The organism is Amycolatopsis sp. NPDC021455, assembly GCF_040640995.1.
Taxonomy (GTDB): domain Bacteria; phylum Actinomycetota; class Actinomycetes; order Mycobacteriales; family Pseudonocardiaceae; genus Amycolatopsis.
Window position 1 is genome coordinate 19,244 of record NZ_JBFACT010000052.1, and the last position, 26,400, is coordinate 45,643.

The following is a 26,400-nucleotide window of genomic DNA, read 5'->3' on the forward strand; positions in this document are numbered from 1 at the left end:
GAGAAGAGGCTTGAGATGAGCAGTCCCTGGTCCCGAACCGTCACCCGCCGGACGTTGTGCCTGCTCGCCGCAGGCGGCCTCGCTCTGGGGGTGACCGCCTGCGGCAACGGTGACAACGGCGCCCAGACCGGTGGCAAGGTGAAGATCACGGTCACCGGCCAGCCGCCGGCCAGCCAGCCGTTCGAGCGCAGCGTGTTCGACGCCGACGTCCAGGAGTTCGAGGCGTCGCACCCGAACATCGACATCGATCCGCACGAAGGGTTCATGGACCCGAAGACGTTCTCCGCGAAGCTCGCCGGCGGCCAGCTCGAAGACGTCTACTACGTCTACTTCACCGACCCGGCACAGATCATCGCGAGACACCAAGCCGCCGACATCACCGAAGCCGCGAAGAGCGTCCCGCACGTCAACGACCTCAAGCCGGAACTGCTCGACAACTTCCGCGACGCCAACGGCAAGCTCTACGGCCTGCCGACGATGAACTACACGATGGGCTTGCTCTACAGCCGCCCGCTGTTCCAGAAGGCCGGGCTCGACCCGGACAAGCCGCCGCAGACCTGGGACGAAGTCCGCGATGCCGCGAAGAAGATCTCGGCACTGGGCAACGGCATCGTCGGATACGCCGACTACAGCAAGAACAACCAGGGCGGCTGGCACCTGACCGGCTGGCTCTATTCGATGGGCGGCGACATCGCCCGCAAGGACGGCGACAAGTGGGTCGCCGACTTCGCCAACGAAAAGGGCAAGAAGGCCCTGCAGTACCTGCACGACATGCGCTGGACGGACAACTCCATGGGCGCCAAGCAGCTGCTCGAAGCCCAGGACGTCCAGCGGATGATGGGCGCCGGCCAGCTCGGCATGTACATGGCCGCCCCGGACAACGTGCCGGTGCTGGTCAAGCAGTTCAACGGCAAGTACGAGGACTACGGCATCGCGGGCATGCCCGGCGGCCAGGGCACCCTGCTCGGCGGCGAAGGCTACATGATCAACCCGAAGGTCACGCCGGAAAAGATCAAGGCCGGCCTCGAATGGATCCAGTGGAAGTACCTCAACCCGGACCGATTCGAAAAGCACATCCGGCAATACGTCGACGGCAAGCAGCCGGTCGGCCTGCCCGCCGAACCGACCCCGGACGTCTGGCAGGGCGCGGTGCGCGACCAGCAGCTGGCGTTGAAGGCCAAGTACGCCAACGTCCCGGCGCAGAACTTCCAGTCCTACGTGGACACCACGAGCAGGATCAAGGGCAGCATCGAGCCACCGAACGCCCAGCAGATCTACGCCGCGCTCGACAGCGTCATGCAGGCCGTCCTCACCGACCAGAACGCGAACATCGACCAGCAGCTGAAGTCCGCCGCGTCGAAGGTCGACAGTGTCCTCGCCCAGGTCAAGTAGCCTGCTCGCCTGGCCCGCGGCGAGACCGTCGCGGGCCGGGCGCGCGGCTGCGGCACACGCGAACCGGACCCCGCTTCGCCGCAAGCTCAAGGAGAACCTCACCGCGTACGGCCTCCTCTGCGCCGCGCTCGTGGTGTTCGCGCTGTTCTCCTGGTACCCGATCGTGCGCGGCATCCTGCTGAGCTTCCAGCAGGTCGACTTCGTCAACGCGCCGACGTGGGTCGGGTTCGCCAATTTCGAGAAGCTGTTCGAAGACCCGCTGTTCGGCGTCGCCTGGCGCAACACGCTGCTGTTCACCGGCCTCGCGCTGGTCTTCGGGTTCGCCGTCCCGTTCCTCACCGCGGTGCTGCTGAACGAGCTACGCCATGCGAAGGCGTTCTTCCGGCTCGCCGTCTACCTGCCGGTGATGCTGCCGCCGGTCGTCACGGCGTTGATGTGGAAGTGGTTCTACGACCCCGGTCCCGGCCTGTTCAACTCCGCACTCGGCGCGGCCGGCCTGCCCGGCGGCCAGTGGCTCGACTCGAGTGGCACGGCGATGCTGTCACTGGTGTTCGTTTCGACGTGGGCGAACATGGGCAGCACCACGCTCATCTACCTGGCCGCGCTCGGCACGATCCCCGGCGAGCTGTACGAAGCCGCGGAGCTCGACGGCGCCGGCCTTTGGAAACGCCTGCGGCACGTGACGTTCCCGCAAACCCGGTTCGTCCTGCTGGTGCTCCTCCTGCTGCAGATCGTCGCGACCATGCAGGTCTTCACCGAGCCGTATGTGATGACCGGCGGCGGACCGGACGACTCGACGGTGACCGTGCTCCTGCTGCTCTACCGCTACGCCTTCGTGTACAACGACTTCGGCTCGGCGAGCGCGATGAGCCTCTTGCTGTTCGTGGCGCTCGGCATGTTCTCGGCGTGGTACGTCCGGTTGACGCGGAAGGCGGACCAGCAATGAGGACCTTGGTCTCTCCCAGCGCGTTACGCAGCCCGCGCGGCAAGCTCGTTTACGCCGTCGTCTTCGCCTGCACGCTCGTCGTGTTCATCCTCGCCTTCATGTTCCCGCTCTACTGGGCGGTGACCGGGGCGATGAAGTCCCCGCAGGAACTGGCCCAGACGCCGGCGACCCTCGTCCCGCACGAGTGGCACCCGGAGACCTTCGCCGACGCGTGGGACCAGCTGAGCTTGGGCAAGTACTTCCTCAACACGCTCGTCGTCGCCGGCGGCGCGTGGCTGGCGCAGCTGGCCATCGACGTCCCGGCCGCGTTCGCGCTGTCGAAGCTGCGGCCGAAATTCGGCAACGTCGTGCTCGGACTGATGCTCGCCACGCTGATGCTGCCCGCCACGGCACTGCTTGTCCCGACCTACGTGACGGTGACGGACCTGCCGCTGCTCCACCTCAACCTGATCAACTCGCCGACCGCGGTGTGGCTGCCGGCGGCGGCGAACGCGTTCAACATCTACCTGCTGAAACGGTTCTTCGACCAGATCCCCGACGAGCTGGTCGAAGCCGCGCGCATCGACGGCGCCGGGCCGGTGCGCACGCTCTGGCGGATCATCCTGCCGATCTCGCGGCCGATCCTGGCCGTCGTGTCGATCCTCGCGGTGGTCACCGCGTGGAAGGACTTCATCTGGCCGCTGCTGGTGTTCCCGGACACCGAAAAACAGACGCTCTCGGTGATGCTGCAGCGAGTGGCGATCGACATGCCGCTCAACGTGCTCGTCGCCGGGATGGTGCTGGCCAGCCTGCCGATGGTCGCGCTGTTCCTGGCGTTCCAGCGGCAGATCCTCGCCGGGCTGACCGCCGGCGGCGTCAAAGGCTGATCCCCGACTACGAGGAGGGCACTTTCGTGACCGACAAGACCGGCTGGTGGCGGAGCGCGGCGATCTACCAGGTCTACATCCGCAGCTTCGCGGACGGCAACGGCGACGGCGTCGGCGACCTCGCCGGCGTCCGTGCCCGGCTGGACCACCTGGCCGACCTGGGGATCGACGCGATCTGGTTCACCCCGTGGTACCCGTCGCCGATGGACGACGGCGGCTACGACGTCGCCGACTTCCGCGACATCGAGCCACTGTTCGGCACGCTCGCCGAGGCCGAGGACCTGATCGCCGAGGCTCACGCCCGGGGTATCCGCGTGATCATCGACATCGTGCCCAACCACTGTTCCGACGAGCACCGCTGGTTCCAGGCCGCGCTGGAAGCCGGTCCCGGTTCGCCGGAACGGCAGCGGTTCTGGTTCCGGCCCGGGCGCGGCCCGGACGGCAGCGAACCGCCGAACAACTGGAAGTCGCGCTTCGGCGGATCCGCGTGGACGCGCGTGCCGGACGGCGAGTGGTACCTGCATCTCTACAGTTCACGCCAGCCCGACTTCAACTGGGACAACCCGGAGATCCGCACGGAGTTCGAGGACGTGCTGCGGTTCTGGTTCGACCGCGGGGTCGACGGCTTCCGCATCGACGTCGCCGACGGGCTCGTCAAGGACCCGCGGCTGCCCGACGTCGACGACGGCGACGAGTCGCCGTTTTCCGACCAGGAGGGCCTGCACGAGATCTACCGGTCGTGGCGCAAGATCGCCGACAGCTACGCGGGAGAGCGAGTCCTGGTCGGCGAGATGTGGCTGGCGGACATGTCGCGAGCGGCTCGTTACCTGCGCCGCGACGAGCTGCACTCGGCGTTCAACTTCGACTTCCTGGTCTGCCCGTGGGACGCCGCGAGCTTCCAGGACGTCATCACCCGCACGCTGCGGGCGCACGACGAGGTCGCCGCGCCGGCGGCGTGGGTGCTCTCGAACCACGACGTCACGCGGCACGTCACGCGCTACGGCCGGGAGGGCGACACCGGGTTCAGCTTCGCGAACCGGCTGCACGAACTGCCGGTCGACCTCGAACGGGGCACCCGGCGAGCGCGGGCGGCGGCGCTGCTGACGCTCGCTCTGCCCGGCGGGCTGTACGTCTACCAGGGCGAGGAGCTGGGTCTTTGGGAAGTCCTGGACATCCCGGACAAGCTGCGTCAGGACCCGGTCTTCGCCCGGACCCGGGGCGCCGACCCCGGCCGCGACGGCTGCCGGGTGCCGATCCCGTGGTCGGGCGACGCGCCGCCGTTCGGCTTCGGTTCGGGCGGCATCTGGCTCCCCCAGCCCGCTTCCTGGCGCGAGTTCACGGCGGAGGCGGAGGCGGCGGATCCGGCGTCGATGCTGTCGCTGTATCGCTCCGGGCTGCGCCTGCGCCGCGACCTCCCCACCGGCGAATTCGAATGGCTCTCGCTGGGCGAAGACGTGCTGGCGTTCCGCCGCGGGTTCACGTTCGTGCTGAACTTCTCGTCCGCGCCGGTCGCACTGCCGCCCGGCGAGATCCTCCTGGCCAGTGGCCCGGTCACGGATTCCCTGCCGACCGACACGGCGGTCTGGCTTCGGCACTGAAAAGCCATTAGGGGCCCCTTCATGGCGTGCCGTGAAAGGGCCCCTAATGGACTACCTACTTCGTCAGCTGCAGGATGTCCACACCGCGGGCGTTGTCGGCGACGTAGACGTACTTGCCGTGCCAGTACGGCGCCCACGCGCTCGCGTCACCCGGGCGGTAGTACGCGATCTGCCGCGGGTTCGTCGGATCGCTGGCGTCGAGGAAGCGCGTGCCCTGCGCGTAGAACGACTGCACCAGGACGGTGCCGCGGACGTCGAAGTAGTGCGCGGAGCAGTCGTCGGACGCCGGGTCACTGCCTTCCTGGCCGTTGACGCTCCAGGTGCCGACACTGCGCAGCCGGAACGGCTTGTCCGGTGTCGAGCGCCAGCCTTCGCCGTTGTACGAGCCTTCGAGCGACGAGATCGTCAGGACCCCGTCGCCCGCGCAGCCGTCGACGAAGTTCTCCTCCGTCGCGTAGATGAGGTCCCGGTTGCGCCAAGCGCCGTCGCCGGCGCGGTGGCCGGCCGGGTGGAAGCTGTTGTGCATGAACCGCGACGGCGCCGCGGTCTCGGAGATGCCGCCACCGGCGTAGGGCACCGGCTCGTGCGCGGTCGCGCGGCGGATCTTGCCTGTCAGCGGGTCGCGGTGCACGCCGTTCGTCCAGTAGCCGCGCACACCGCCGCGCCCGGACACCCAGGCCACGCCGTTGCCGTCCACCTGCACGTCGTGCACGTAGTCGGTCTTGCCGTCGTTGCGGGTCAGCTCGATCGGCTGCGGGTTGACCTTCGGATGTTTCGGGTCGCGGACGTCGGTGACCCAGATCGGGCGCCCGCCCCAGTCTGCCGGCTGGTCGTCGGCCTTCGCCGGGCCGCCCGTCCACAGGTAGCGGCAGCCGTCGACGCAGCTGGTGGTGTGGCCGGCCGGCACCTTGGTGTAGCTCAGGATCGCCGGAGCTTCGGGTTTGGCGACGTCGACGACGTAGATCCCGGACTCGCCGGTATGCGTGGTGCCCCCGAACGCGCGCGGGTCCCGCGAGAGGAACACGAGCTTGCGGACCGGGTCGACCTCGGTGTCCTCGGTCTCCCACAGCCCCGGCAGGCTCACCTGCCCGACCAGCTTCGGTGCCGCCGGGTTCTTCGTCAGGTCGTACACCTTCAGCCCGAACTCGCCGGACACGACCATCACGTCGCGTCGGCCGTAGTCGAGGAAGTTGATCGAGATGGCGCCGGCGGCGTCGGGCACGTTGCCGACAGCTTTGACGTTCTTGATCGCGCCGGGGTCACCCGCCGTGCGGGCGGCCGGGGTCGCGGGCTTGTCGTCCTCGCCGCAGGCGGCGGCCGGCAATCCGGTCGCGACCAGCGTGGCGCTGACGGTGACGGCGGCGAAGCACGACCGCAACCAGGTGCGCACGCGGAACCTCCCAGAACGCTACGAGCGTGACCAACCGAACGGTACGACGGAGATCAACCGGACACAACCGTCTTTCGTTGCCATCCGACTGGTAGGACTGGCGCATGCGCCTGCTCGCCCTGCTCGCCGTCCTGACTCTCGCCGTCACGGGCTGTTCCGGCCCTGACCCGGCGCGGCCCGGTGTCCTGTCCGTCGGCATCCGGGAGCCCGCGACGCTGCTGCCCGCCGACCTCGCCGACCAGGCGGGCCGGCTGGTGACCGGCGCGCTGTGGACCCCGCTCGCCGATTACGACGCGGCATCCGGGAAGGTGACACCGCGAGCCGCCGAGTCGATTACGAGCGCCGACCGGGTGCACTGGACGGTCAAGCTGCGGCCGGCCACGTTCCACGACGGCACCCCGGTCACGGCGCAGTCCTATGTGGACACGTGGAAAGTGATCGCGGAATCGCGGTGGGTTTCCTCGCCGGTACTCACGAAACTGCTGCGAGCCCGGGAAATCACGGCGCCGGCCCCGGACACGATCGCCCTGACCCTCGACCGGCCTTCCGGTCAAGTACCGGCGCTGCTCTCGGCGCCGGGTCTGGTACCGCTGCCCGCGTCGGTACTCGCTTCCCGCGACTGGGACGGCTTCGCGAAGAACCCCGTCGGCAACGGCCCCTACCGGCTCGAAGGACCGTGGAAGCCCGGCTCGGGCGGCACGCTCAAGCGAACCGGCCAGGGCAACGCCGCGGAAATCGAGCTGCGGGTCGGTGAACCGGCGGCCCAGTACGAGGCGGTGAAGGCGGGCACGCTCGACCTCGCGACGGAGGTCCCCGGCGAGAAGCACGAAGCCATGCACGGCGACTTCGGCGACCGCCACGCGACCTGGTCGTTGCCGCGAGCCGGCTATCTCGCGTTCCCGGTGGCGGACCCGCGCTTCGCCGACGCGACGGTCCGCCACGGCTTCGCGCTCGGCGTCGACCGCGCGGCGCTGGAAGCCGGCCCACTCGCGCACCAGGTCGACCCGGCCAAGGCGCTGCTGCCGCCTGCGGACGCGCCCGGCGAGCGATCCGGCACCTGCCGCCCGTGCAGCTTCGACGCGGCGGCTGGTAAGGCCCTGCTGCACCAGGCGGCCTTTCCCGGCGGTGCGACCGTCTACTTCGGACCCGGCGCCGAGGCGTGGACGCGGACGCTCGTGGTCGGCCTGCACAAAGCCCTCGACGTCTCCGTGACCGCGCAGGCCAAACCCAGCACCGGGCCGCTGGACGGGCCGGCCACGCTCGACGTCAAGCTGGCCACGGCGAGCCCGTACGAGCTGCTCTCGGAACTGGCTTCGGAGTCGGGGTACACCGATGACGTCTTCCGCCAGAACCTGGCCCTCGCCGACGCCGCGGCGAGCGCGGAAGAGGCCGGGGAGCTGTACCGGCTGGCGGAGAACCAGCTGCTGCGTGACCTGCCGGTGGCCCCGCTGTGGTCGGGCCACGGCCACGCCGTCTGGTCGTCGCGCGTCCACGACGTCACGACGACGCCCTTCGCCGGCCCGGTGCTGGCCGGAATCGGGGTGTCATGACCTGGGATCCCGCACCCCTGTCCGAGGTCACCGCGTTGTTCTCGCGGGTGCAGGTGCCGTGGTGGATCGCCGGCGGATACGCGATCGAGCTGGCCGTCGGTCACGCGTTCCGCGAACACGGCGACGTCGATGTCCTCCTGCTCCGGCGCGATCAGTCGGCGGCCCAGGAGGCACTGTCCTCGTGGGAATGGTGGGCGGCCGATCCACCCGGCACGCTGCGTCCCTGGCAGCGCGGCGAAACCCTGCCGGCCGGCGTCGACGACGTGTGGTGCCGTCCGGCGGCAGCCGCGCCGTGGCGAATCCAGGTCATGCTCGACGAGGCGCGGGGCGACGAGTGGGTCTCGCGCCGGAACGGCGCCGTACGGCGCGCCATCGCCGACCTGGGCGAGGTCTCGCCGGACGGCGTGCCCTACCTCGCCCCCGAGGTGCAGTTGTTCGCCAAGGCCTGGGAAACGCGTCCCAAAGACGAGCAGGACTTCGCCGAGGTCCTGCCGATCCTCGGCGACACGCAACGACGCTGGCTGGCGAAGGCTCTCGAAACCACATACGGACGGCATCCGTGGCTTGATCGCCTCTAGACGGTCGCGTGCTCGGCGAGCGTTTCGATGAACGCCGTGGTCAGCGGGTCGGGCGTGGCGCGTGTGAAAGCGACCAGCGTCCGGCGGACCGGCACGGACGGGCGCAGAACGCGGCCGTCGAACCGCGCGGGCAAGACGTTCGCCGGGACAAGCGCGGGACCGAGGCCCGCGGCGGCGAGGATCGGCGCGGCGGCCGTCTGTTCGGTGCGGACCGCGGCGCGCGGCCGGAACCCCGCCGCGGCGCATGTCTCGTCCACGAGCTCGGCAAGGCCGTTGCCCGGGGCGTAGTGCACCCACGCGCAGCCGGCGAGCGTGCTCAGGTCGACCACGCCGCTGGTGTCGTCCTCCGAAGCGCCGTCGGCGGGCAGCACGACGACGAAGTCCTCGACGCCCAGTTCCCGCACCGGCCCGGCCCAGCCGGTGGGCCGCGGACCGAGCGCGACGTCGGCTTCTCCCGCGGCCATCGCTTCCCGCAGCTCGTCGGCATGCCGGAATTCGACCAGCCGGACATCGACCTCCGGCCGGTCACGCCGCCACACGCGCAGCGCGGGTGGCAGCACGCCGAGGCTCACCGAGTACACCGTCGCCACCTGCAGCTCCCCCGCCGTCGTCCCGGACGCGAGCCGGGCCGCGCAGCGCGCACGTTCGGCGTCGGCCAGCGCGGCCCGCGCGTGCGGCAGCATCGCCCGGCCCATCGGGGTGAGCCGGACGGCCCGGGGAAGCCGCTCCAGCAGCGGCCCGCCGAGGCTGCGCTCCAGCGCGCGCATCTGGTGCGACAGCGCCGGCTGCGTCACGTGCAGCTGTTCGGCGGCGCGAGTGAACGAACCGGTGTCGACCACCGTGACCAGGTACTCGAGCTGCCGGAGGCTTGTCATGAACTCAGCTTATCGACTTGGTGACAAGTAAGCCTTGGACTCATCGCTCCGGCCTGGGCAGCCTTGAGGTCATGAAGCGCAAGACCGCCCTGGTCGCCGGGGCCCACGGAATCATCGGCAAAAACCTGGTCGAGCACCTGCGAGCGGACGGCGGCTGGGACGTCGTCGGTCTGTCCCGCCGCGGCGGACCGGGAACGGTGGCCGTCGACCTGCTCGACCTTGCGGACACCCACGCGAAGATCGGCTCCCTGAGCGGCACGACCCACGTCTTCTACGCCGCCTACCAGGACAAACCGACTTGGGCGGAGCTCGTCCCGCCCAACCTGGCGATGCTGACCAACCTCGTCGACGCCGTCGAAGCGGCAGCACCCGCGCTCGAGCACGTCAGCCTCATGCAGGGCTACAAGGTCTACGGCGCGCACCTCGGACCGTTCAAGACCCCGGCGCGCGAGACCGACGCGGGGCACATGCCACCCGAGTTCAACGTCGACCAGCAGGCGTTCCTGGAACGGCGTCAGGGGTCGTGGGCGTGGTCGGCGATCCGGCCGTCGGTGGTCGGTGGCACCGCGCTGGGCAACCCGATGAACCTCGCGCTGGTGATCGCGGTGTACGCGTCGATCTCGAAGGAACTCGGGCTGCCGCTGCGCTTCCCCGGCAAGCCCGGCGCCTACGACAGCCTGCTCGAGATGACCGACTCGGGGCTGCTGGCCGAGGCGACGGTCTGGGCGACCGGGCACCAGGGCGCGTTCAACATCGCGAACGGCGACCTGTTCCGCTGGCGCGAACTCTGGCCGAAACTGGCGGCGTACTTCGGCCTCGAGGTCGCGCCGCCGTTGCGGATGTCCTTGGCCGAAGTCATGGCCGACAAAGGTCCGCTGTGGACCTCGATGGCTTCGAAGTACGGTCTTTCGGCGTCCTATGCGGACGTGTCGTCGTCGTGGACGTTCGGCGATTTCGTGTTCGGCTGGGACTACGACATGTTCGCCGACACGTCGAAGTCACGACGGGCGGGTTTCCACACCTACGTCGAGACCGAGCTGATGTTCTTCCGGCTCTTCGACGAGTTCCGCAAGGCGCGGGTGATCCCCTAGCCGCGACCGATGAACGGCATGGTCGTCGCGGTGATGGTGAGGAACTGGACGTTGGCGTCGAGCGGCAGGCCGGCCATGTAGAGCACGGCGTCGGCCACGTGCCGCACGTCGAACGTCGGCTCGGCGACGACCCGGCCGTCGGCCTGCGGGATGCCCGCTGCCATCCGTTCGGTCATCTCGGTGGCGGCGTTGCCGATGTCGATCTGCCCGCAGGCGACGTTCCAGGCCCGGCCGTCCAGCGAGATCGACCGGGTCAGCCCGGTGACGGCGTGCTTCGTCGCGGTGTAGGCGACGCTCGCCGGCCGCGGTACGTGCGCGGAGATCGAGCCGTTGTTGACGATCCGGCCGCCACGCGGGTCCTGGTCCTTCATGAGCCGCACGGCCTGCCTGGCGCAGAGGAACATCCCGGTCAGATTGACGTCGACGGTGCGTTTCCAGTCCTCGACGGACAAGTCGGCGACGGTCCCGCCCGCGGCGATCCCGGCGTTGTTGACCAGCAGGTCAAGCCGTCCCCAGTTCGCGCGGACAGCCTCGAACAGGGCCGCGACGGAGCCTTCGTCGGAGACGTCGGTGGGAACCACGAGCGCCCCGTCGGCCCCGGCAGCAGTTTCGGCCAGTGCCTCGGCTCGGCGTCCGGCGAGGGCTACCTGGTAGCCGTCGTCGAGCAGGGCCCGCGCCACAGCCCGGCCGATCCCCGATCCCGCTCCGGTGACCACCGCGGTCTTCGCCATCGCGCCTCCTCGGTGCCAGACTGCCGTCATGGGACTTCGCGAAAGTTTCCAGGCCGGGCTGGCCCGGCAACTCGGTCACCCTAGCGGCCTGCGGGGCCGCGTCGTCGGCGCGATGCTCAACCGCCGGAACCGGGCGGCGGTCGTGAAGGCGGTCGCGGCCCTGGAGCTGTCCGGTACCGAAACGGCACTGGACATCGGTTTCGGCGGCGGGTTGGGCCTTGAGCTGCTGCTTCGCGATGCGGCCGCGGTCCACGGCGTGGACATCTCGCAGACCATGCTCGCCCGGGCTCGCGGCGGGTTCGGCAAGGAGATCGTCGCGGGCCGGCTGCAGCTGCACGAAGGCTCGATGACGGCGTTGCCGCTCGGCGACAATGCTGTCGAGGCGATCGTCTCGACGAACACGATCTACTTCGTCGACGATCTCGGTGCCGCGTTCTCGGAGGTCGCCCGGGTGCTCGCCCCCGGCGGCCGGTTCGTGTTGGGCATCGCCGATCCGGACCTGATGGGCCGGTCGAAGATGCTGACCGACAACGGCTTCCGCATCCGTCCCGTGGACGAGGTGGAAACGGCGCTGAGCACGGCGGGCCTGCCGGTGACCCGGCACGAGACGTTCGGCCACAGCGGGCTCGGCTTCCACCTGCTGATCGCCGAACCATGATGACGAAACGGGGGCCCGGCGAACCGGACCCCCGTTTTCGGAAGAGAGACCTACTTCGGCTGCACGCCCAGCGCGGCCAGCGCCGGGCCCGCCATGATCACGCCGCTACCGGTCACCGTGTCGAACCCAGGAGTGCCCAGGTCGATCGACGAAGAGACCAAGGCCGTGCGGATCTGGGCCGGAGTCGCCGTCGGATTGCCCGAGAGCAGCAGCGCCGCGATCGCCGCCGCGTGCGGGGCCGCCGCCGATGTTCCGAAGAACGGCTGGAAACCGCTCACCGAGGTCGCGACGCCGTCGGCCGCGGTGATGTCCGGCTTGTTGCGGACCGTGCCGCCGGTCGAGGACACGTTGCCGGGAGTGATCGCGGTGCCGTCGGCGTTGTAGAACAGGCGACGCTTGCCGTCGGAGGAGAACCGCTCCCACTTGCTCGACGCGGTGAACAGGCCGGGGTACGGGCCGGCCGGGTTCGCCGGGTCGCCGGTCTCCAGCGGACGGCTGAACGCGGCCGCCGCCGGGGCCGCCGCGACGCTGAACGCGTTCGCCGCGGCCGAGTGGCCGTTCGTGACGCCGTTGGTGCTGAACGCCTTGAGCGAGCCCGAAGCCACGAACCGGCCGCGAATGACGTTCAAAGCGATGAACCGGTCCGCGCCGCTGTACTTGACCACCGCGACCTTGTAGCCGGAGCCGGTGGTGGGCACGTTCGCGATCTCGTACGGGTTCTGCGCGCCGGACTGGCCGTTCTCGCTGGAGGCCACGACGCTGCCCGACGAGTTCAGGATGAACAGGTCGTAGTCGTTGGCGGACTTGCCCCACGGGTCGGACCAGAAGAGCGTCACCGGCTTGCCGAGCGAGCCGGCCGAGAGCGCGTCGAAGTTCTGCGTGGTGCTGCTCGGGTCGAAGTCGTGCGGGGTGCCGGTGACGCCGCTGATCTTCGTCGCGGAGGCGCGGAAGTCGCCTTCGTAGTAGCCGCTGGTGCCGTCGGTCGCATTGCCCGAGTTGCCGGCCGAAGAGAAGTAAAGCGCGCCGGCCGCGGTCACGTCGTTGACCGCCTGCGCCACCTGGGTGTCCTGGAACGGCGATTCGTCGAAGTAGGAGACGTCGTCGACGATGATCTGGCATTTGCCGGTGCTGCGCAGCGCGCGGATGTTCGCGGCGAAGCTGGCCTCGCTGGTGAACGCCGTGGCGAAGCCGAGCGTCGCGTTCGGCGCGAGGTCGTGGATGATCTCGAGCATCGCGGTGCCCTCGTCGCCACTGCCCTTCTGGCCGGACAGGACGTCGACCGCGGGCAACTCGCCGGCGCTCTGCGACTTCGCCAGCGAGTCGACGCCGTCGGAGAGCACGCAGACCTTTACGCCGGAGCCACTGACGCCATAGGTCGCGCGGGCGGTGTCCGCACCGTGCGCCTTGTCGCCTTCGGAGACCTGGGTCGTGGCCGCGGCCTGCGCGGCGAGAGCCTGACGCAGGTCCCGGTTGCCCGGCTCGCTCCAGGTCGTGGCCTGTGCCGCGGGCTTCACCTCGGCGACATCGGCCCGGCCGGCGATCGCGTCCAGCGCGGACAGCGGCAGGTCGGCGCGGACGGCACCGTCCGCGGAGACGTAGCGGACGGTGCCGCCCGCCGCCCGGACCGCGCTCGCGACGGCCTTGCCGTGCGCGGCGATGTCGACGGCGACGGTGCCGGCGGTGCTGACACCGACGCCGGAGCGGTAGTCGGGCAGCTTCGCGGCCAGCGACCGGTCGGCTCGCAACCGCTTCTCGACGACCAGCTGGCTCGATTGCTTGCGCTCCGCGGGGCTCAGGCTCTTCTTGATGCTCTGCAGCGCGTTGATGCCCGCCTCGGTGCGCGCGGTCGCCGCGTCCACGGTGGACGGCTGCGCCGCCGAGACCCCCGTCGTCAGCAGCAGCGCGCCGACCGTCAGCGGAACCGCGTGCGCGGCGACCCGGCTGAATCTCACCATCGATGTCTCCCTGTAATACTCGGCCGCTCGACCGAATGACACCCGACTGGGTGTATTGGGGAGAATCTAAGGAGTGCCCGCTCAGTGGTCCACCGACCAAAGTCGGGAACACCCACTGGTCCACATACTGGAACGGTCAGGAAAACGTGAGAACGATTTTTCCTCGGCCGTGTCCCGTCTCGACCTCCCGATGGGCGGCGGCTGCCTCGGTGTACGGATAGGCGCGGCGCACGTGGAACCGCGAGTCGCCCTTGGCGTAAAGCGCGGCCAATTCGGCGAGACGCGTGGCGGAACGTCCGGACTTCGAGACGAGCACGCCGAGCTCCGCGGCCCGACCGTGATCGACGAGGGTGAGGATCCGACGCCGGTCCTTCACCAGTTCGAGCGAGATGTCGAGTGCGGGGCCACCCGCGCCGTCGAGTACGACGTCGATCCCCTGCGGCGCGGCGGCTTCGATGCGGTCCTTCAGTCCTACGCCGTAGACAACGGGGGTAGCGCCCAACTCGCGCAGGTAGTCCTGGTTCGCTTCGCTCGCGGTACCGACCACCTTGGCGCCCTGGAGCTGAGCAAGCTGCACGGCGGCGGTGCCGACCGACCCGGCGGCGCCATGGATGAGCAGCGTCTCACCTTCCCGCAGGCGCAGCGTTTCCAGCGCGATCGACGCGGTCTGCGCGCCGGCCGTGAACCCGCCGGCCACCTCCCACGGCATCTCCGGCGGCTTCGGTGTCACATCGGCAGCCGGGACGACGATGTACTCGGCGGCAGCCTGCACGGCGGTGAAGCCCAGTACTTCCGTGCCCACCTCGATGTCCCCGCTGCCTTCGTCGACGATACCGGCGAATTCGTTGCCGGGCACCCGCGGCCAGCCCAGGTTCAGTCCCGGCGGCTCCCACCCGGCGCGAACGGCGGCGTCGTACGGCTGCACTCCGGCAGCCTTCACCTGACCCGGCCCTGCATGGGGCTCGGGCAGCTCGAGAACGCGGAGTACGTCCGGCCCGCCGAACTCGGTGAACGCAGCGGCTTTCATCGGCTCCTCCAGGTTGTCGCTTGCTCCACCATCGTGGAACTTCAAGCTCGGTGGAGGTCAAGGCCACGGCTGCACTTTCAGCTGAGGCCACTGGCTTTGCCATCGGGCGGCTTTGCGTTCATAGACTTCTCGCGGGGCGAGCACCCGGTTCGGCCGGACGACCAGCGCGAAGAGGTCACCGCAACCGTGGGGTGCGTGGAAGTGCCAGTGCCCGTCGCGTTCGATCCGGACGCCCACGCAAGAACAGATCGCCGGGAAGGCATCGATCGCTTGCTCAGTGGTGGCGAAGGGACGGCAGGGGATGCCGAACTTCCCTTCGTACCAGAGGTGCACCCGCGCTTCATTGCGTACTTCCACTTCGACCGGAAGATCTTCGCACGCTGCGCCGACCATGCGGATCACCCGATCCTCGGCTTCCCAGCCGAGGTCTCGGGAATCGTGGTAGAAGAGGTCATAGTCCTTGATTCCCCTCGTCGCCTCGCGCCCGGTCAGCACGTTCCAAACCGTCTGCACGGCGCACCCCGCCGTGGGGTACCACTGCGGAAGTTCGAGCCGTCTTACCCGATCGAGCACCTCGACGAGAATTTCGTTGTGCTCCAACACGTTTCGGAGCCGTTCGAGGTCCGTCACAACTCGATCCTACCGCAGATCTTCACCCGATCGAGTGGCCATTTCCGCCGCTGCAGCGCGATTTTCTGTCGGTGTCCGCCTCTAACGTCGCCGCCATGACCACTACCGATGCACCCGTCCAGAACATCACCGACAACGAAGTCCGCAAGGCAGTCGTGCACTACCTCAGGCGCGAAGACCGGGCGTTCCGCCTTCGTTCCAAGCACATCGAGCAGCTGACCGACAACGGGCTCGTCCGCGTCATGCAGGCCGCCGCATCCGAAATCGCACGGCTCGAAGCGCTCCAGATGCGCGCCGCGGCCACACTGAGCCGAAGACGCGGGAATCCGCGCAGCACCGAGGCGGAACTCTCCCTCGCCCTCTCCGTCACGACACGTCAGGCGGGCGCGATGATCGCGACAGCCGAGGCACTGACCAGCCGCCTGCCCGGCACCTTCGGACTTATGGAGCGTGGCCGGCTCGACCTGCCGCGCGCGACGAAAGTCACCAACGCGACAGCATGGCTCACGGACGAGGCCGCACGGGAGGCCGACGCGAATCTCGTGTTGCGCTTGCCGGGCAAGAATGCCACGGAAGTCCGGAAAGCAGCGACGTACGCGGCGAAGATGGCGGATCCGGAAGGCGCCGAGCGACGAACCCGCGAACGGCGCGCTGCGCGTTGTCTCACATTGATCCATCAGGATTCGGGTGCGGCGACGCTGTCCCTCGACCACGCGCCGGCCGAGAAGGCCGCTGCGGCGTATGCCCGGGTCAACGGGATGGCCAAGGCGCTGAAGACGAGCGACGAGTCCCGCACACTTGACCAGCTGCGCGCCGACGTCGCGCTGGACCTGCTGCTGAGCGCGGAAGTCGGTGGTACGCCTCCTCGTATGGAGGGATTCCTCTACCTGGACCTGGCCACCTACCTGGGCCTGAACGAGAACCCGGCGGAGTTCGCGGGCCACGGACCCATTTCCGCGACGCTCGCCCGCGAACTCCTCGCGGGCCCTGACACGGTCCTGCGCCGGATCATCACGGATCCGTTGACGGGTCAGGTGCACGATCTCGGCCGTACCCGTTATCGCCCCACGGCGGCCATGGCGGAGTTCGTCCGGGTCCGCGACCGCGAATGCCGCCGCCCCGGCTGCGCTCGCCCGGCGCAGGCGTGCGAGATCGACCACGTCACCGACTGGCACCACGGCGGCCCGACCAGTACAGCGTCGCTGGCCGCGTTCTGCACCTGCGACCACCACCTGAAGGACGAACCGGGGTGGCACTACGCCCTGGCCGAGGACGGCACCCTGACGATCACCACCCCGGCCGGCCTCGTCCACCACTCGACCGCACCGCCACTGCACGCACCGCGCGCAGCCGGGAACACCGCTCGCCCGCTTCCGCACACCTCACACCCGCCACAGAACGACGCGGCTTAGAGCCGGTCTCATCCTCATAAGACGGCAACGAACCGAAACTGTCGGTACCCCGCCGTACGCTCTGGCCATGGACAAGATCGAAATCTCTCGTGCCAACCCGGCACAGGCAGGTGCCCTGACCGCCCTGATGCACGCTTCTTCGGCCTACCAAGGCGAATACGCGTCCATCTTGGACGGCTACACGGTCACACCCGAGTACATCGAAAGGAACCCGACATTCACCGCAATGACAGGCGACGAACTCCTCGGTTTCTACGCGCTGCTGACAGAGCCGCCGGAACTCGACATCCTCTTCGTCGCGGACGAGGCGCAGGGGCTCGGCATCGGTGCGCGCCTGATCACACACATGCTCGCCGAGGCCCGCGAACGCGAGATCGAAAGCGTCCGCGTTGTCTCGCACCCGCCCGCGTTGCCGTTCTACGTCCGCATGGGCGCACGGCGCACCGGCACGATCCCACCGAAACCCCCGAAGGTCCGCTGGGAACGGCCGGAGCTCCGCTTCGACGTCCCTACATGTTGATCATGTGGCCCGCGAGGCCGTGGATCGCTTCCTTCACCGCTTCACCCAGGGTGGGGTGAGCATGGACGTTCCGTGCCACTTCGTGCACCGTCAGATCCCACTGCTGCGCCAGCGTCAGCTCCGGCAGCAGCTCCGTGACGTCCGGCCCGATGAGGTGGCCGCCGATCAGCTCGCCGTATTTCGCGTCGCTGATCAGCTTGACGAAGCCACCCGCGTCGCCGAGGCCCTGGGCTTTGCCGTTGGCCGTGAACGGGAACTTCGCCACCTGGACGTCGAAGCCCTTCTCGCGGGCCTGTTCTTCAGTCCAGCCGAAGCTCGCGATCTGGGGCTGGCAGTACGTCGCGCGCGGGATCATCGGGAAGTTGAGTTCCATCGTCTCCGCGCCCGCGATCGTCTCCGCGGCAACCACACCCATCGATTCGGATGCGTGCGCCAACATCAGCTTCGCCGTCACGTCACCGATCGCGAAAATATGCGAGACGTTCGTGCGGCCCCGGCCATCCACGGCGATCGCGCCTCGATCCGTGAGCGCGACACCCGTCTTCTCCAGGCCGTAGCCCTCCACCCGCGGCTGAAAGCCGATGGCCTGCAGGACTTTGTCCGCCTCGAGGACCTGCTCGCCGTTCTTCTCCGAAGACACAGTGACACGTACCGACGGGGCCGATTCGTCGATCGACTCGACGCGGGTCGACGTCAGCACCTTGATGCCGAGTTTGCGGTACCGGCGTGCGAGCTCCGCCGACACCTCGGCGTCCTCCAGCGGCACCATCCGGTCGAGGAACTCGACGATCGTGACATCGACACCGTAGTTGTGCAGCACATACGCGAACTCGACGCCGATGGCACCCGCGCCGGCGATGATGATGCTCGACGGCAGCTCGCTCGAGAGGATCTGCTCCTCGTAGGTCACCACGCGGGAGCTGCGCGAAGTCCCGGGCAGCAGCCGCGTGGTCGCGCCCGTCGCGATGATGCAGTGGTCGAACGTCACCTGCGAGCCGTTGACCTCGAGGGTGTGGTCGTCGACGAAGGTGCCGTGCCCGTCGAACTCGGTGATCTTGTTCTTCTTCATGAGGAAGTGCACGCCCTTGACGCGCCCGTCGGCGACCTTCCGGCTCCGCTCGTAAGCGGCCGTGTAGTCGACGCGGATCGGGCTGTCGGACGAGATGCCGAACGCCTTCGCCTCCTGCGTCACCACGTGCGCCAGCTCGGCGTTGCGCAGCAGCGCCTTCGACGGGATGCACCCGACGTTCAGGCAGACGCCGCCCCAGTACTTCTCCTCGACCACCGCGACGCTCAGCCCCAGCTGGGACGCGCGGATCGCCGCGACGTAGCCGCCCACCCCGGCCCCCAGCACGACGACATCAAAGTGTTGTGCACTCATGAGCCGAAACTACCCCTTTCCGCGTCGCCAAGCGGAGTGACGGTGCTCGCTCGACCGCCACGGTGGCCGCGCAGCGATGCGGTCACCTCCTCGTTGCACCCTTCGGGCAAGAAGCCGCCGCCAACCTGCAGATGGGTCCGCAGGTCGAGCACCACGAAGTCCCGACCGCTGCCGGTTCGAAGGGCAGGTTCAGTGCTGGGCACCACCTCTTGGTGGCGACGAGCATCGCCAGCCGGGGCCGGCCGACGGGACCGCCGGATCGTGCTCCACGTCCGTCGTCACGCTCGCCCGGCAGTCCACACGCTGCGGTTACCGGTCGGCACGGAACCGCTGGTGAGCGCCTCGGAAGGTCAAGGACGGAAGGTGCCCACCGTTGCCGAACGCCGACCGTCGCCTCAGGCGGCGATCGGCGGCTGCTCCCCGCGGATCGACGCCAGCAGCGACGTCACAGCCGCCATGATCCGGGCCGTTGCCTCTTCCAGCACCGCGCGGGTCTGCTCCCGGCCGACCAGGTCCGAGAGGTCGACCGGTGGCCCCGCGACCAGTTCCACCGTCTTGCGGGGCACCCCGCGCGGCAGGAGCGCCGTGGCCGGCAGCAGGTGGTGGGTCCCCCAGTTGGCGACCGGGATCACCGGGGCCCCGGTCGCCAGCGCGGCCCGGACCACGCCGGTCTTGCCGCGCATCGGCCAGCCGTCGGGGTCGTTCGAGAACGTGCCTTCCGGGAAGATCGCGACACACTCGCCTGCCCGCACGGCGGCAACCAGGTCGCGGTAGGCCTCCGCCGCCGTCGCCGCGCCGCGGTAGACCGGGATGTGGCGCCCGGAGCGCATCACCGAGCCCACCACCGGCAGCTTCCAGAGCGAGGCCTTCGCCAGGTAGCGCGGTACGCGGCCGGCGGCGAGGCAGAACGCCGTCAGCGTCGTGGGGTCGGCGAACGACAGGTGGTTCGATGCCACCAGTACCCCGCCGGATCGGGGGATGTGCCGCGAGCCCCGCACGCGGAAGCGGGTCGTCTGCACGAGGAACTGCCAGACGACCTCGATCGCGAGGCTGTACCAGGCGCCTCGGCCGGCACGGGCGAAGCGCCGGCCGTAGGCGATCATCTGGCGTCGGGTGAGCAGCTCACCTTCGGTGTCCAGGGCGGTCCAGCGGTCGGTCATGAGTGTCATTCGTAGCCCACGACCGGCCGGTTGGGCGCCGGCGCGCGCCGAACGCGGCGCAGATCACAGCAGAAAGTTCACCGCGGGAAGGTCACAGCCGCTCGAGCACCACCACGGGGATTTCGCGGTCGGTCTTCTTGGCGTACTCGTTGTAGTCCGGCCAGACCGAGGCGAGCTTCTCCCACAGCTTGGCGCGCTCCTCACCGGAGGTGGTGCGGGCCCGCGCCTTGAACTTGTCGGCCTTGACCTGCACGCCGACCTCGGGGTGATCGACGAGGTTGAAGTACCAGCCGGGGTGGTTCGCCGCGCCGCCCTTCGAGGCCACGATCACCGGGTTTCCGTCGACTTCCTGGTAGATCAGGGCGAACTTGCGCTCCTGACCGGTCTTGCGGCCCTTCGTGGTCAGCACCAGCGTCGGGACGCCTTCCTGCCAGTCGTGGCCGACCTCGCCGTTGGTCTCCTCGTAGCGGCGGACGTGCTCGTCACCGAACAGCATGTGTGGTTCCTTTCGCGATCTTCCGGTGTGGCCAGCACACCACTTGACGGTTCCCTCGGACAGGAACACCCACACCGCCGTGGATCTTCCTCAGCCGGTTTTCACTCGATCGGGGGACATTCGCCGAGTAGCGGTTTCTCCGTCCGCGTTCGACTCCCAGTAGATTGCACCGACCGAGCACACGCGAACGCCCGAGACCGATCTTGGAGGAGCCATGAAGGCCCGGCCGCACGTGACACTGGAAGATGTGGCACGCAGCGCGAACGTCTCGCTCGCGACGGCGTCGCGGGTGCTCAACGGCACCGCGTCCGTCCGCGCCGACCTGCGGGAGCGGGTCTCCGCCGCCGCGGCCGAGCTGGCCTACGCCCCGAACGCCCACGCGCAGGCCCTAGCCGGCGGCACCCACCGCACGGTCGGCGTGATCTGCCACGATGTCAGTGACCCGTACTTCGCCGCGATCGCCGGTGGTGTGATGCGGGTAGCCACCGACAACGGGTTGCTCGTGATGCTGGCCGGCACGTTCCGCGACCCGGACCGCGAGGTCGCCTACGTCTCGACGCTGCGCGCGCAGCGGGCCGCGGCCATCCTGCTGATCGGCTCGGCGTTCGAAGACCGGGCGTGGGAGCGGGCGATGGCCGCCGAACTGGAGCCCTACCGCCGGGGCGGCGGCCAGGTCGCGGCGGTCAGCCGCCATCGCGGACTCAAGATCGACACCGTCCAGCCGGACAACAAGGGCGGTGCCGCGGAACTGGCGAAGGCGTTGCTCGGGCTCGGGCACAAGCGGTTCGCCGTGCTGGCCGGGCCACGGCGGCTGAGCACCGTGATCGACCGGCTGGCCGGATTCTCGGGTGAGCTCGCCGCACACGGCGTCGAGCTGCGCGAAGACGACGTCTTCGAGGCCGCGTTCAGCCGCGACGGCGGGTACGAAGCCACGAAGCGGCTGCTCGCCGGCCGCAGGCGCAAGCTGCCGACCTGCCTCTTCGCCGTCACCGATGTGATGGCGATCGGCGCGCTGACGGCGTTGCGGGAGGAAGGCCTGTCCGTACCCGGCGATATCTCCGTGGCCGGTTTCGACGACATCCCCGTGGTCCGCGACCTGGCCCCGGCCCTGACCACCGTGCGGCTGCCGCTGGAGGAACTGGGCGAACGGGCGATGGACCTGGCGATCAAGGGCTCTACGGGCACCCGGCCGCGGACGGTCCGGCTGTCCGGCGAGGTCGTCCTGCGGGAAAGCACCGCGCGCCCCAAGCGCTGACCCGGTCGGGCCTTGTCGTGTACCGGCACAGGCCCTACCGTGGAATTGAGAAAGCGCTTTCTGACGTCTCGGAGGTCCCGATGCTCGTGCTCCCGGTTCCCGGCGGGGGGCTCCTGAACTGGTCGCCGTCCGGGCCGCCGCTCCCGGAGCCCCCGAAGACGCCGCCGTCGTCGCGGATCGTCTACGCCGCCGCGCACGTGGTCGCGGACGCGCTGGCCGACGAGCCCTACGCCGTCGACTGGGACACGACGCTGACCTTCCGCGAGCACCTCTGGTCATGCGGGCTGGGCGTCGCGGAGGCGATGGACACCGCGCAGCGCGGCATGGGCCTCGACTGGGCGACGACACAGGAACTGGTCACACGCACCGGCGCGGTCGCCGCCGGGCGGCGCTGGTGCGCCGGTGTCGGCACCGACCAGCTGCCCGCCGGCCCGGCGACCGTCACCTCCATTGTGGACGCCTGGCGCGAGCAGCTGGAACTGGTCTCCCGCGCGGGCGCGATCCCGGTCGTCATGGCCAGCCGGGCACTGGCCGCGGCGGCGACCGGTCCTGACGACTACCACGCGGCGTACGGGAAGCTGCTCTCCGAAGCGAGCGGGCCGGTCCTGCTGCACTGGCTGGGCGAGCAGTTCGACCCGGCGCTGGCCGGCTACTGGGGCCACGATGACGTACGCGCCGCGGCCCGTGAGCTGGCCGCACTCTGCGCCGAGCACGCCGGCACGATCGCCGGCGTGAAGGTCTCGGTGCTGGACGCCGAGATCGAGACCGAATTCCGGCGGGCTCTTCCCGGTGGAGTCGCCTGCTACACCGGTGACGACTTCAACTATCCCGAACTCATCGCCGGAGACGGCGAAGGACACAGCGAGGCCTTGCTCGGGATCTTCGATCCGATCGCGCCTGTCGCCGCGGCCGCGCTGGCCCGCCTCGACGGAGGCGACCAGGCCGGGTTCCGGACCTTGCTCGACCCCACCGTGCCGCTGTCCCGCGAGATCTTCCGCGCACCGACCCGGCACTACAAGACCGGCGTCGTCTTCCTGGCCTACCTCAACGGCCACCAGGAACACTTCCGGATGATCGCCGGCCAGGAATCCGCGCGCACGATCACGCACCTCGCGACGCTGCTGCGGCTCGCCGACGAGGCCGGTGTGCTCGCCGACCCCGAGCTGGCCGTGGCCCGGATGCGGCCGCTGCTGCAGGCCGCGGGGGTGGCGTGATGGACCCCCGGCTGAGCCTCAACCAGATCACCACCAAGGCCTGGTCGCTGCCCGAAGCGGTGGCCGGCTGCGCGGCGGCGGGCGTCGGCTGGATCGGGCTGTGGCGCGACAAGGTGGCCGAAACCGGCGTCGACGAAGCCGCGCGGGTGCTCAAGGAACACGGTGTGCGGGTTTCGTCGTTGTGCCGCGGTGGGTTCTTCACCGGCGTGACACCCGAGGGGTCCCCTGTGGACGGTGTGGCCCAGACCCGGGAGGCGATCGACGAGGCCGCCGCGCTCGGCGCCGACGTCCTCGTGCTGGTCGTCGGCGGGATCGCGGGCAACGACCTGGCCGCGTCCCGGCAGCGGGTCGCGGACGCCGTGGGTGAGCTGGCGCCGTACGCCGGTGAGCGCGGGGTGCGGCTCGGCCTGGAGCCACTGCACCCGATGCAGTGCGCGGAGCGCTCGGTGTTGTCCACTGTGGATCAGGCGCTGGCGGTCGCCCGGGAGCATCCCGCCGAGCAGGTCGGCGTGATCGTGGACGAGTTCCACGTCTGGTGGGATCCGCGGATCGAGGAGTCGATCGCCGCGGCGGCCGGCCGGATCGCCGGGTTCCACGTGTGCGACGTGCTGGTGCCGCTGCCCGACCCCCTGCTGGGCCGCGCGCTACCGGGCGACGGCCCCATCGACCACCGTCACCTGCGGGCCTGCGTCGAGGCCGCTGGCTATACGGGCCCGATCGAGGTCGAGGTGTTCAACGCCGGGCTGTGGGCGCGGCCGGGTGCGGAAGTGCTCGCCGAGACCGTTGCGGCGTTCGAGCGACACGTGGCCTGAGCTCGTCCGTTCGCCGATACGCTGGGTCCACCACGCGGACGGGGGTCGCACGATGCACGCGGAAGACGAGGGGGCGGTCCGCAGCGTGCTGCGGACCTTCGACCTGCTCGCGCTCTTCACGGAACGCACCCGGACCTGGGCGGTCAAGGACCTCACCGCGGCGAGCGGCCTGGCGAAGACGACCCTGTTGCGGCTCGTCGCCACTTGCGAGCAACGCGGCCTGCTCTGGACGCGCCCGGACGGGCGGATCACCGTGGGGCCCGGGATGCTCCGCTGGGCGCAGCTGGCCAACACGGCGTGGCAGCTGCCCGAGCCGGTCCGGCAGGTGCTGCGCGACCTGGCGCGGGAGTGCCGGGAGACGGTGAACATCTACGTGCGCAGTACCAGCGTGCTCGTCTGCGTGGCACAGGAGGAGGGCCCGCAGGCCATCCGGCACGTGGGTCGCGTGGGTGACGAGCTGCCGCTCGGGCGTGGGGCCGCCGGGCAGGTCCTGGCCGGCGTGGCCGAAGGCGCTGCGGTCTGCCACGGCGAGCCGGAGACGGGTGCGTCGAGTGTCGCCGCGCCGGTGCGCGACGGTGACGGCCGGGTGCTGGCGGCGCTGACGATCACCGGTCCCAGCAGCCGGTTCGGGGGCGCCGAAGTCGCCGCGTTGAGCGAAGCCGTCGTCCACGCTTCGGGGCGGATATCGCGGATCGGCCTCGGTACCCGGGCGGAATAGACCACAACGCCCCGGCTCCGGCCACATCGTTGGTTAGGCTGCCCGACATGCCGAACCTGCTGGTGGTGGAAGACGACGCGGCGATCGGCAGCGTGCTCGAATCGACCCTGCGACTGCATGGTTACCAGGTGTGCTGGCGACGCGACGGGCGGACCGCCCTGCAGGCCGCCGACGGGGGCGAGTTCGACCTCGTGCTGCTCGATCTCGGCCTGCCCGACCTGGACGGCGTCGAGGTCTGCCGCCGCCTGCGGGCCGCGTTGCCGTCCGCGGTGCTGGTCATCCTCACCGCGCGGCAGGAGGAGATGGATGTCGTCGTCGGCCTCGACGCCGGAGCCGACGACTACCTCGCCAAGCCGATCCGGCTGGGCGAGCTGCTGGCGAGGGTACGGGCGCACCTGCGTCGCGGCGCCCCGGCCGCGGCGCGGCCGCCGGTGACCGTCGGGGCGCTGATCGTCGACATCGCCGGCCGGCGCGCCACCTTGCACGGGCGCGAGGTGGTGCTGCGCGCCAAGGAGTTCGACCTGCTGGCCCGGCTCGCCGAGCAGCCCGGGGTCGCGGTCAGCCGCGAGACGCTGATGTCCGAGGTCTGGGACGCGCACTGGTACGGCTCGACGAAGACACTGGACGTGCACATCGCGGCGGTGCGCCGCAAGCTCGCGTCGGCGGCCGGGCCCGACGCGGAGGTGCCGCGGATCGCCACCCTCCGCGGGCACGGCTACCGCCTGGAGGACCCCGCCCGGTCCGTGGCCGAAGGGTAGCCGTGCGGCGCCGGATCACCTCGCTGACGGTGCTGGCCGCACTCGTCGCCACCCTGCTGTTCGCGCTGCCGCTGGGCATCGCGGTGTGGCAGTACTACCACGACGACGCGAAAGGCGACCTGGAGCGGGCCGCGGACGCCGCCGCGCTCGCCGTGTCGGAAGACCTGACCGCCGGGCGACGGCCGACCGTGCCGCCGCTCGACGAGGAGAACGACGAAGCCGAGGGCGAGGTCGCGATCTACGCCCCGGACGGGCGGCTGCTCGCCGGTCACGGGCCCGCCGTCGGCGGCACGGTCGAGCGGCAGGCGGCGAAGGCCACGGTGGACGTCGTCATCGGCCGGGAAGGCGACGAAATAGCGTTGGCGGTGCCGGTGGTCAGCGGTCCCCGGGTGACGGGCGTGGTCCGCGCCGCACTGCCGCTGGCTCAGCTGCGGCAGCGGATCGTGCTGACCTGGCTCGGCATGGCCGGGCTCGTGGTCGTGACGACCGGGGCGAGCTGGCTGCTGGCCCGCCGGTTCACCACGCGGCTCGTCCGGCCGCTGGAGGAGCTCGCCGCCGCGGCCGAGCGGCTCGGTGACGGCGACTTCACCGCCCGGTCGCCCCGTGCGGGGATCGCCGAAATCGACCAAGTCGGCGAGACCCTGGACGCCACGGCGACCCGGATCGGCGAGACGCTGGAGCGCGAGCGGGCGTTCTCCGCGGAGGCGTCGCACCAGCTGCGCACCCCGCTGACCGGGCTGCGCCTGCAGCTCGAAGCCGCGCTGGAGACGCCGGCCGCGGATCCGTACGCGGCGATCCGCGCCGGGATCGCGTCCGCCGACCGGCTGGAACGCACCATCGAGGACCTGCTGGCGCTCGGCCGGGAACGTCGCGCGCCCCGCGCCACGCTCGACCTGGAGGCTTTGCTCGACGAAGTGCGGCAGGCCGGCGACGCCCTGCTCGGACCGCGTGGGCGGGCCCTGCGGATCGTCCGGCAGGACCCGCCGCCGGCGCACGCGGCGGCCGCGGCGGTCCGGCAGGTGCTCGGGGTGCTGCTCGACAACGCGGCGACGCACGGGCGGGGCACCGTCACCGTGGTGGCCCGGGACGCCGGTGACGCGCTCGCCATCGACGTCGCCGACGAAGGGCCCGACCTCGGCGAGACCGATCCGTTCGCGACCGCGCCCAGCGGGCACGGGATCGGCCTGCCGCTGGCCCGCAGCCTCGCCGAAGCCGAAGGCGGCCGGCTTCGGCTGAGCCGGCCGGACCCGCCGACGTTCACGCTGCTGCTGCCCGCCGACAGTCCCGAGTGACGAACCGGGCATCACCTGTGATCGGACAGGCATCACCCGTGTCTGGCGGGGCATCACGTGTGATTGAGCGGGCATCGGCGTGCCCGGGAATCACG

The 26,400-nt window shown here is 70.0% G+C and carries 25 protein-coding genes; 16 read left to right on the plus strand and 9 right to left on the minus strand.

Annotated elements, in window-relative coordinates; genetic code table 11:
* Positions 1 to 15 precede the first annotated feature (15 nt).
* From AB0G28_RS36570 to AB0G28_RS36585, 4 genes are read left to right on the plus strand one after another with little or no spacing between them, the layout of a single operon-like run.
* Positions 16 to 1,392, plus strand: coding sequence for an extracellular solute-binding protein (locus AB0G28_RS36570; RefSeq protein ID WP_361100147.1), 1,377 nt, complete (start codon positions 16 to 18; stop codon positions 1,390 to 1,392).
* Positions 1,370 to 2,338, plus strand: a complete 969-nt coding sequence (locus AB0G28_RS36575; protein WP_361100150.1) for a sugar ABC transporter permease — start codon at positions 1,370 to 1,372, stop codon at positions 2,336 to 2,338. The genes AB0G28_RS36570 and AB0G28_RS36575 overlap by 23 nt, the downstream gene beginning before the upstream one ends.
* Positions 2,335 to 3,204, plus strand: a complete 870-nt coding sequence (locus AB0G28_RS36580; protein ID WP_361100153.1) for a carbohydrate ABC transporter permease — start codon at positions 2,335 to 2,337, stop codon at positions 3,202 to 3,204. Before AB0G28_RS36575 ends, AB0G28_RS36580 begins: the two co-directional genes overlap by 4 nt.
* 26 nt (positions 3,205 to 3,230) lie before the next feature.
* Positions 3,231 to 4,802, plus strand: a complete 1,572-nt coding sequence (locus AB0G28_RS36585; RefSeq protein WP_361100155.1) for a glycoside hydrolase family 13 protein — start codon at positions 3,231 to 3,233, stop codon at positions 4,800 to 4,802.
* A 55-nt stretch (positions 4,803 to 4,857) separates the two neighbouring features.
* On the opposite strand, the gene AB0G28_RS36590 is transcribed toward AB0G28_RS36585, so the two are convergent.
* Positions 4,858 to 6,192 (minus strand): hypothetical protein, encoded by a 1,335-nt coding sequence (locus AB0G28_RS36590; protein ID WP_361100158.1) that lies wholly within the window; start codon positions 6,190 to 6,192, stop codon positions 4,858 to 4,860.
* Positions 6,193 to 6,296: 104 nt separating this feature from the next.
* Between AB0G28_RS36590 and AB0G28_RS36595 the strand changes: the two genes are divergently transcribed.
* Positions 6,297 to 7,742 carry an ABC transporter substrate-binding protein gene (locus AB0G28_RS36595; protein WP_361100161.1) on the plus strand — a complete coding sequence of 482 codons (1,446 nt, stop codon included), beginning with the start codon at positions 6,297 to 6,299 and terminating at the stop codon, positions 7,740 to 7,742.
* Positions 7,739 to 8,320: an amino acid transporter gene (locus AB0G28_RS36600; RefSeq protein ID WP_361100164.1), complete on the plus strand. Its 582-nt coding sequence runs from the start codon at positions 7,739 to 7,741 to the stop codon at positions 8,318 to 8,320. The genes AB0G28_RS36595 and AB0G28_RS36600 overlap by 4 nt, the downstream gene beginning before the upstream one ends.
* On the opposite strand, the gene AB0G28_RS36605 is transcribed toward AB0G28_RS36600, so the two are convergent.
* Entirely contained in the window at positions 8,317 to 9,195 is an 879-nt protein-coding gene (locus AB0G28_RS36605; protein ID WP_361100167.1) for a LysR family transcriptional regulator, read from the minus strand. The genes AB0G28_RS36600 and AB0G28_RS36605 overlap by 4 nt on opposite strands.
* Before the next feature lie 71 nt (positions 9,196 to 9,266).
* Between AB0G28_RS36605 and AB0G28_RS36610 the strand changes: the two genes are divergently transcribed.
* Complete coding sequence (locus AB0G28_RS36610) at positions 9,267 to 10,286, plus strand: SDR family oxidoreductase (protein WP_361100170.1); 1,020 nt, start codon at positions 9,267 to 9,269, stop codon at positions 10,284 to 10,286.
* Here the strand turns inward: AB0G28_RS36610 and AB0G28_RS36615 are convergent.
* On the minus strand, positions 10,283 to 11,017 hold the full coding sequence (locus AB0G28_RS36615; RefSeq protein ID WP_361100173.1) for an SDR family oxidoreductase: 735 nt from the start codon (positions 11,015 to 11,017) through the stop codon (positions 10,283 to 10,285). The genes AB0G28_RS36610 and AB0G28_RS36615 overlap by 4 nt on opposite strands.
* Positions 11,018 to 11,045: 28 nt before the next feature.
* On the opposite strand from AB0G28_RS36615, the gene AB0G28_RS36620 reads away from it, so the two are divergent.
* Positions 11,046 to 11,675, plus strand: coding sequence for a class I SAM-dependent methyltransferase (locus AB0G28_RS36620; RefSeq protein WP_361100176.1), 630 nt, complete (start codon positions 11,046 to 11,048; stop codon positions 11,673 to 11,675).
* Between the two features lie 50 nt (positions 11,676 to 11,725).
* On the opposite strand, the gene AB0G28_RS36625 is transcribed toward AB0G28_RS36620, so the two are convergent.
* The 3 genes from AB0G28_RS36625 to AB0G28_RS36635 all read right to left on the minus strand — a co-directional run bounded on the left by AB0G28_RS36625 (position 11,726) and on the right by AB0G28_RS36635 (position 15,287).
* Complete coding sequence (locus AB0G28_RS36625) at positions 11,726 to 13,630, minus strand: S8 family serine peptidase (RefSeq protein WP_361100179.1); 1,905 nt, start codon at positions 13,628 to 13,630, stop codon at positions 11,726 to 11,728.
* 136 nt (positions 13,631 to 13,766) lie between these two features.
* Positions 13,767 to 14,657, minus strand: a complete 891-nt coding sequence (locus AB0G28_RS36630) for an NADP-dependent oxidoreductase (protein ID WP_361100182.1) — start codon at positions 14,655 to 14,657, stop codon at positions 13,767 to 13,769.
* A 57-nt stretch (positions 14,658 to 14,714) separates the two neighbouring features.
* Positions 14,715 to 15,287 (minus strand): nucleotidyltransferase family protein, encoded by a 573-nt coding sequence (locus AB0G28_RS36635; RefSeq protein WP_361100185.1) that lies wholly within the window; start codon positions 15,285 to 15,287, stop codon positions 14,715 to 14,717.
* A 95-nt stretch (positions 15,288 to 15,382) separates the two neighbouring features.
* On the opposite strand from AB0G28_RS36635, the gene AB0G28_RS36640 reads away from it, so the two are divergent.
* Both AB0G28_RS36640 and AB0G28_RS36645 read left to right on the plus strand, forming a co-directional pair.
* Positions 15,383 to 16,699, plus strand: coding sequence for a DUF222 domain-containing protein (locus AB0G28_RS36640; RefSeq protein WP_361100188.1), 1,317 nt, complete (start codon positions 15,383 to 15,385; stop codon positions 16,697 to 16,699).
* 67 nt (positions 16,700 to 16,766) lie between these two features.
* Positions 16,767 to 17,219: a GNAT family N-acetyltransferase gene (locus AB0G28_RS36645; RefSeq protein ID WP_361100191.1), complete on the plus strand. Its 453-nt coding sequence runs from the start codon at positions 16,767 to 16,769 to the stop codon at positions 17,217 to 17,219.
* On the opposite strand, the gene lpdA is transcribed toward AB0G28_RS36645, so the two are convergent.
* From lpdA to AB0G28_RS36660, 3 genes are all read right to left on the minus strand, one after another.
* Positions 17,209 to 18,600 (minus strand): dihydrolipoyl dehydrogenase, encoded by a 1,392-nt coding sequence (gene lpdA, locus AB0G28_RS36650; protein WP_361100194.1) that lies wholly within the window; start codon positions 18,598 to 18,600, stop codon positions 17,209 to 17,211. The genes AB0G28_RS36645 and lpdA overlap by 11 nt on opposite strands.
* 395 nt (positions 18,601 to 18,995) lie before the next feature.
* Entirely contained in the window at positions 18,996 to 19,760 is a 765-nt protein-coding gene (locus AB0G28_RS36655; RefSeq protein ID WP_361100197.1) for a lysophospholipid acyltransferase family protein, read from the minus strand.
* Between the two features lie 91 nt (positions 19,761 to 19,851).
* Entirely contained in the window at positions 19,852 to 20,256 is a 405-nt protein-coding gene (locus AB0G28_RS36660; RefSeq protein WP_361100199.1) for a nitroreductase family deazaflavin-dependent oxidoreductase, read from the minus strand.
* 214 nt (positions 20,257 to 20,470) lie between these two features.
* Between AB0G28_RS36660 and AB0G28_RS36665 the strand changes: the two genes are divergently transcribed.
* From AB0G28_RS36665 to AB0G28_RS36690, 6 genes are all read left to right on the plus strand, one after another.
* Positions 20,471 to 21,511 carry a LacI family DNA-binding transcriptional regulator gene (locus tag AB0G28_RS36665; protein WP_361100202.1) on the plus strand — a complete coding sequence of 347 codons (1,041 nt, stop codon included), beginning with the start codon at positions 20,471 to 20,473 and terminating at the stop codon, positions 21,509 to 21,511.
* Between the two features lie 80 nt (positions 21,512 to 21,591).
* Positions 21,592 to 22,725, plus strand: a complete 1,134-nt coding sequence (locus AB0G28_RS36670; RefSeq protein ID WP_361100205.1) for a dihydrodipicolinate synthase family protein — start codon at positions 21,592 to 21,594, stop codon at positions 22,723 to 22,725.
* Positions 22,725 to 23,537 (plus strand): sugar phosphate isomerase/epimerase family protein, encoded by an 813-nt coding sequence (locus tag AB0G28_RS36675; RefSeq protein WP_361100208.1) that lies wholly within the window; start codon positions 22,725 to 22,727, stop codon positions 23,535 to 23,537. The genes AB0G28_RS36670 and AB0G28_RS36675 overlap by 1 nt, the downstream gene beginning before the upstream one ends.
* A 52-nt stretch (positions 23,538 to 23,589) precedes the next feature.
* A complete protein-coding gene (locus AB0G28_RS36680; protein WP_361100211.1) occupies positions 23,590 to 24,255 on the plus strand; it encodes an IclR family transcriptional regulator C-terminal domain-containing protein in 666 nt (221 codons plus the stop codon).
* Between the two features lie 47 nt (positions 24,256 to 24,302).
* Positions 24,303 to 25,013 (plus strand): response regulator transcription factor, encoded by a 711-nt coding sequence (locus tag AB0G28_RS36685; RefSeq protein WP_361100214.1) that lies wholly within the window; start codon positions 24,303 to 24,305, stop codon positions 25,011 to 25,013.
* Between the two features lie 2 nt (positions 25,014 to 25,015).
* A complete protein-coding gene (locus AB0G28_RS36690) occupies positions 25,016 to 26,305 on the plus strand; it encodes a HAMP domain-containing sensor histidine kinase (RefSeq protein WP_361100217.1) in 1,290 nt (429 codons plus the stop codon).
* The last annotated feature ends 95 nt before the right edge of the window (positions 26,306 to 26,400 follow it).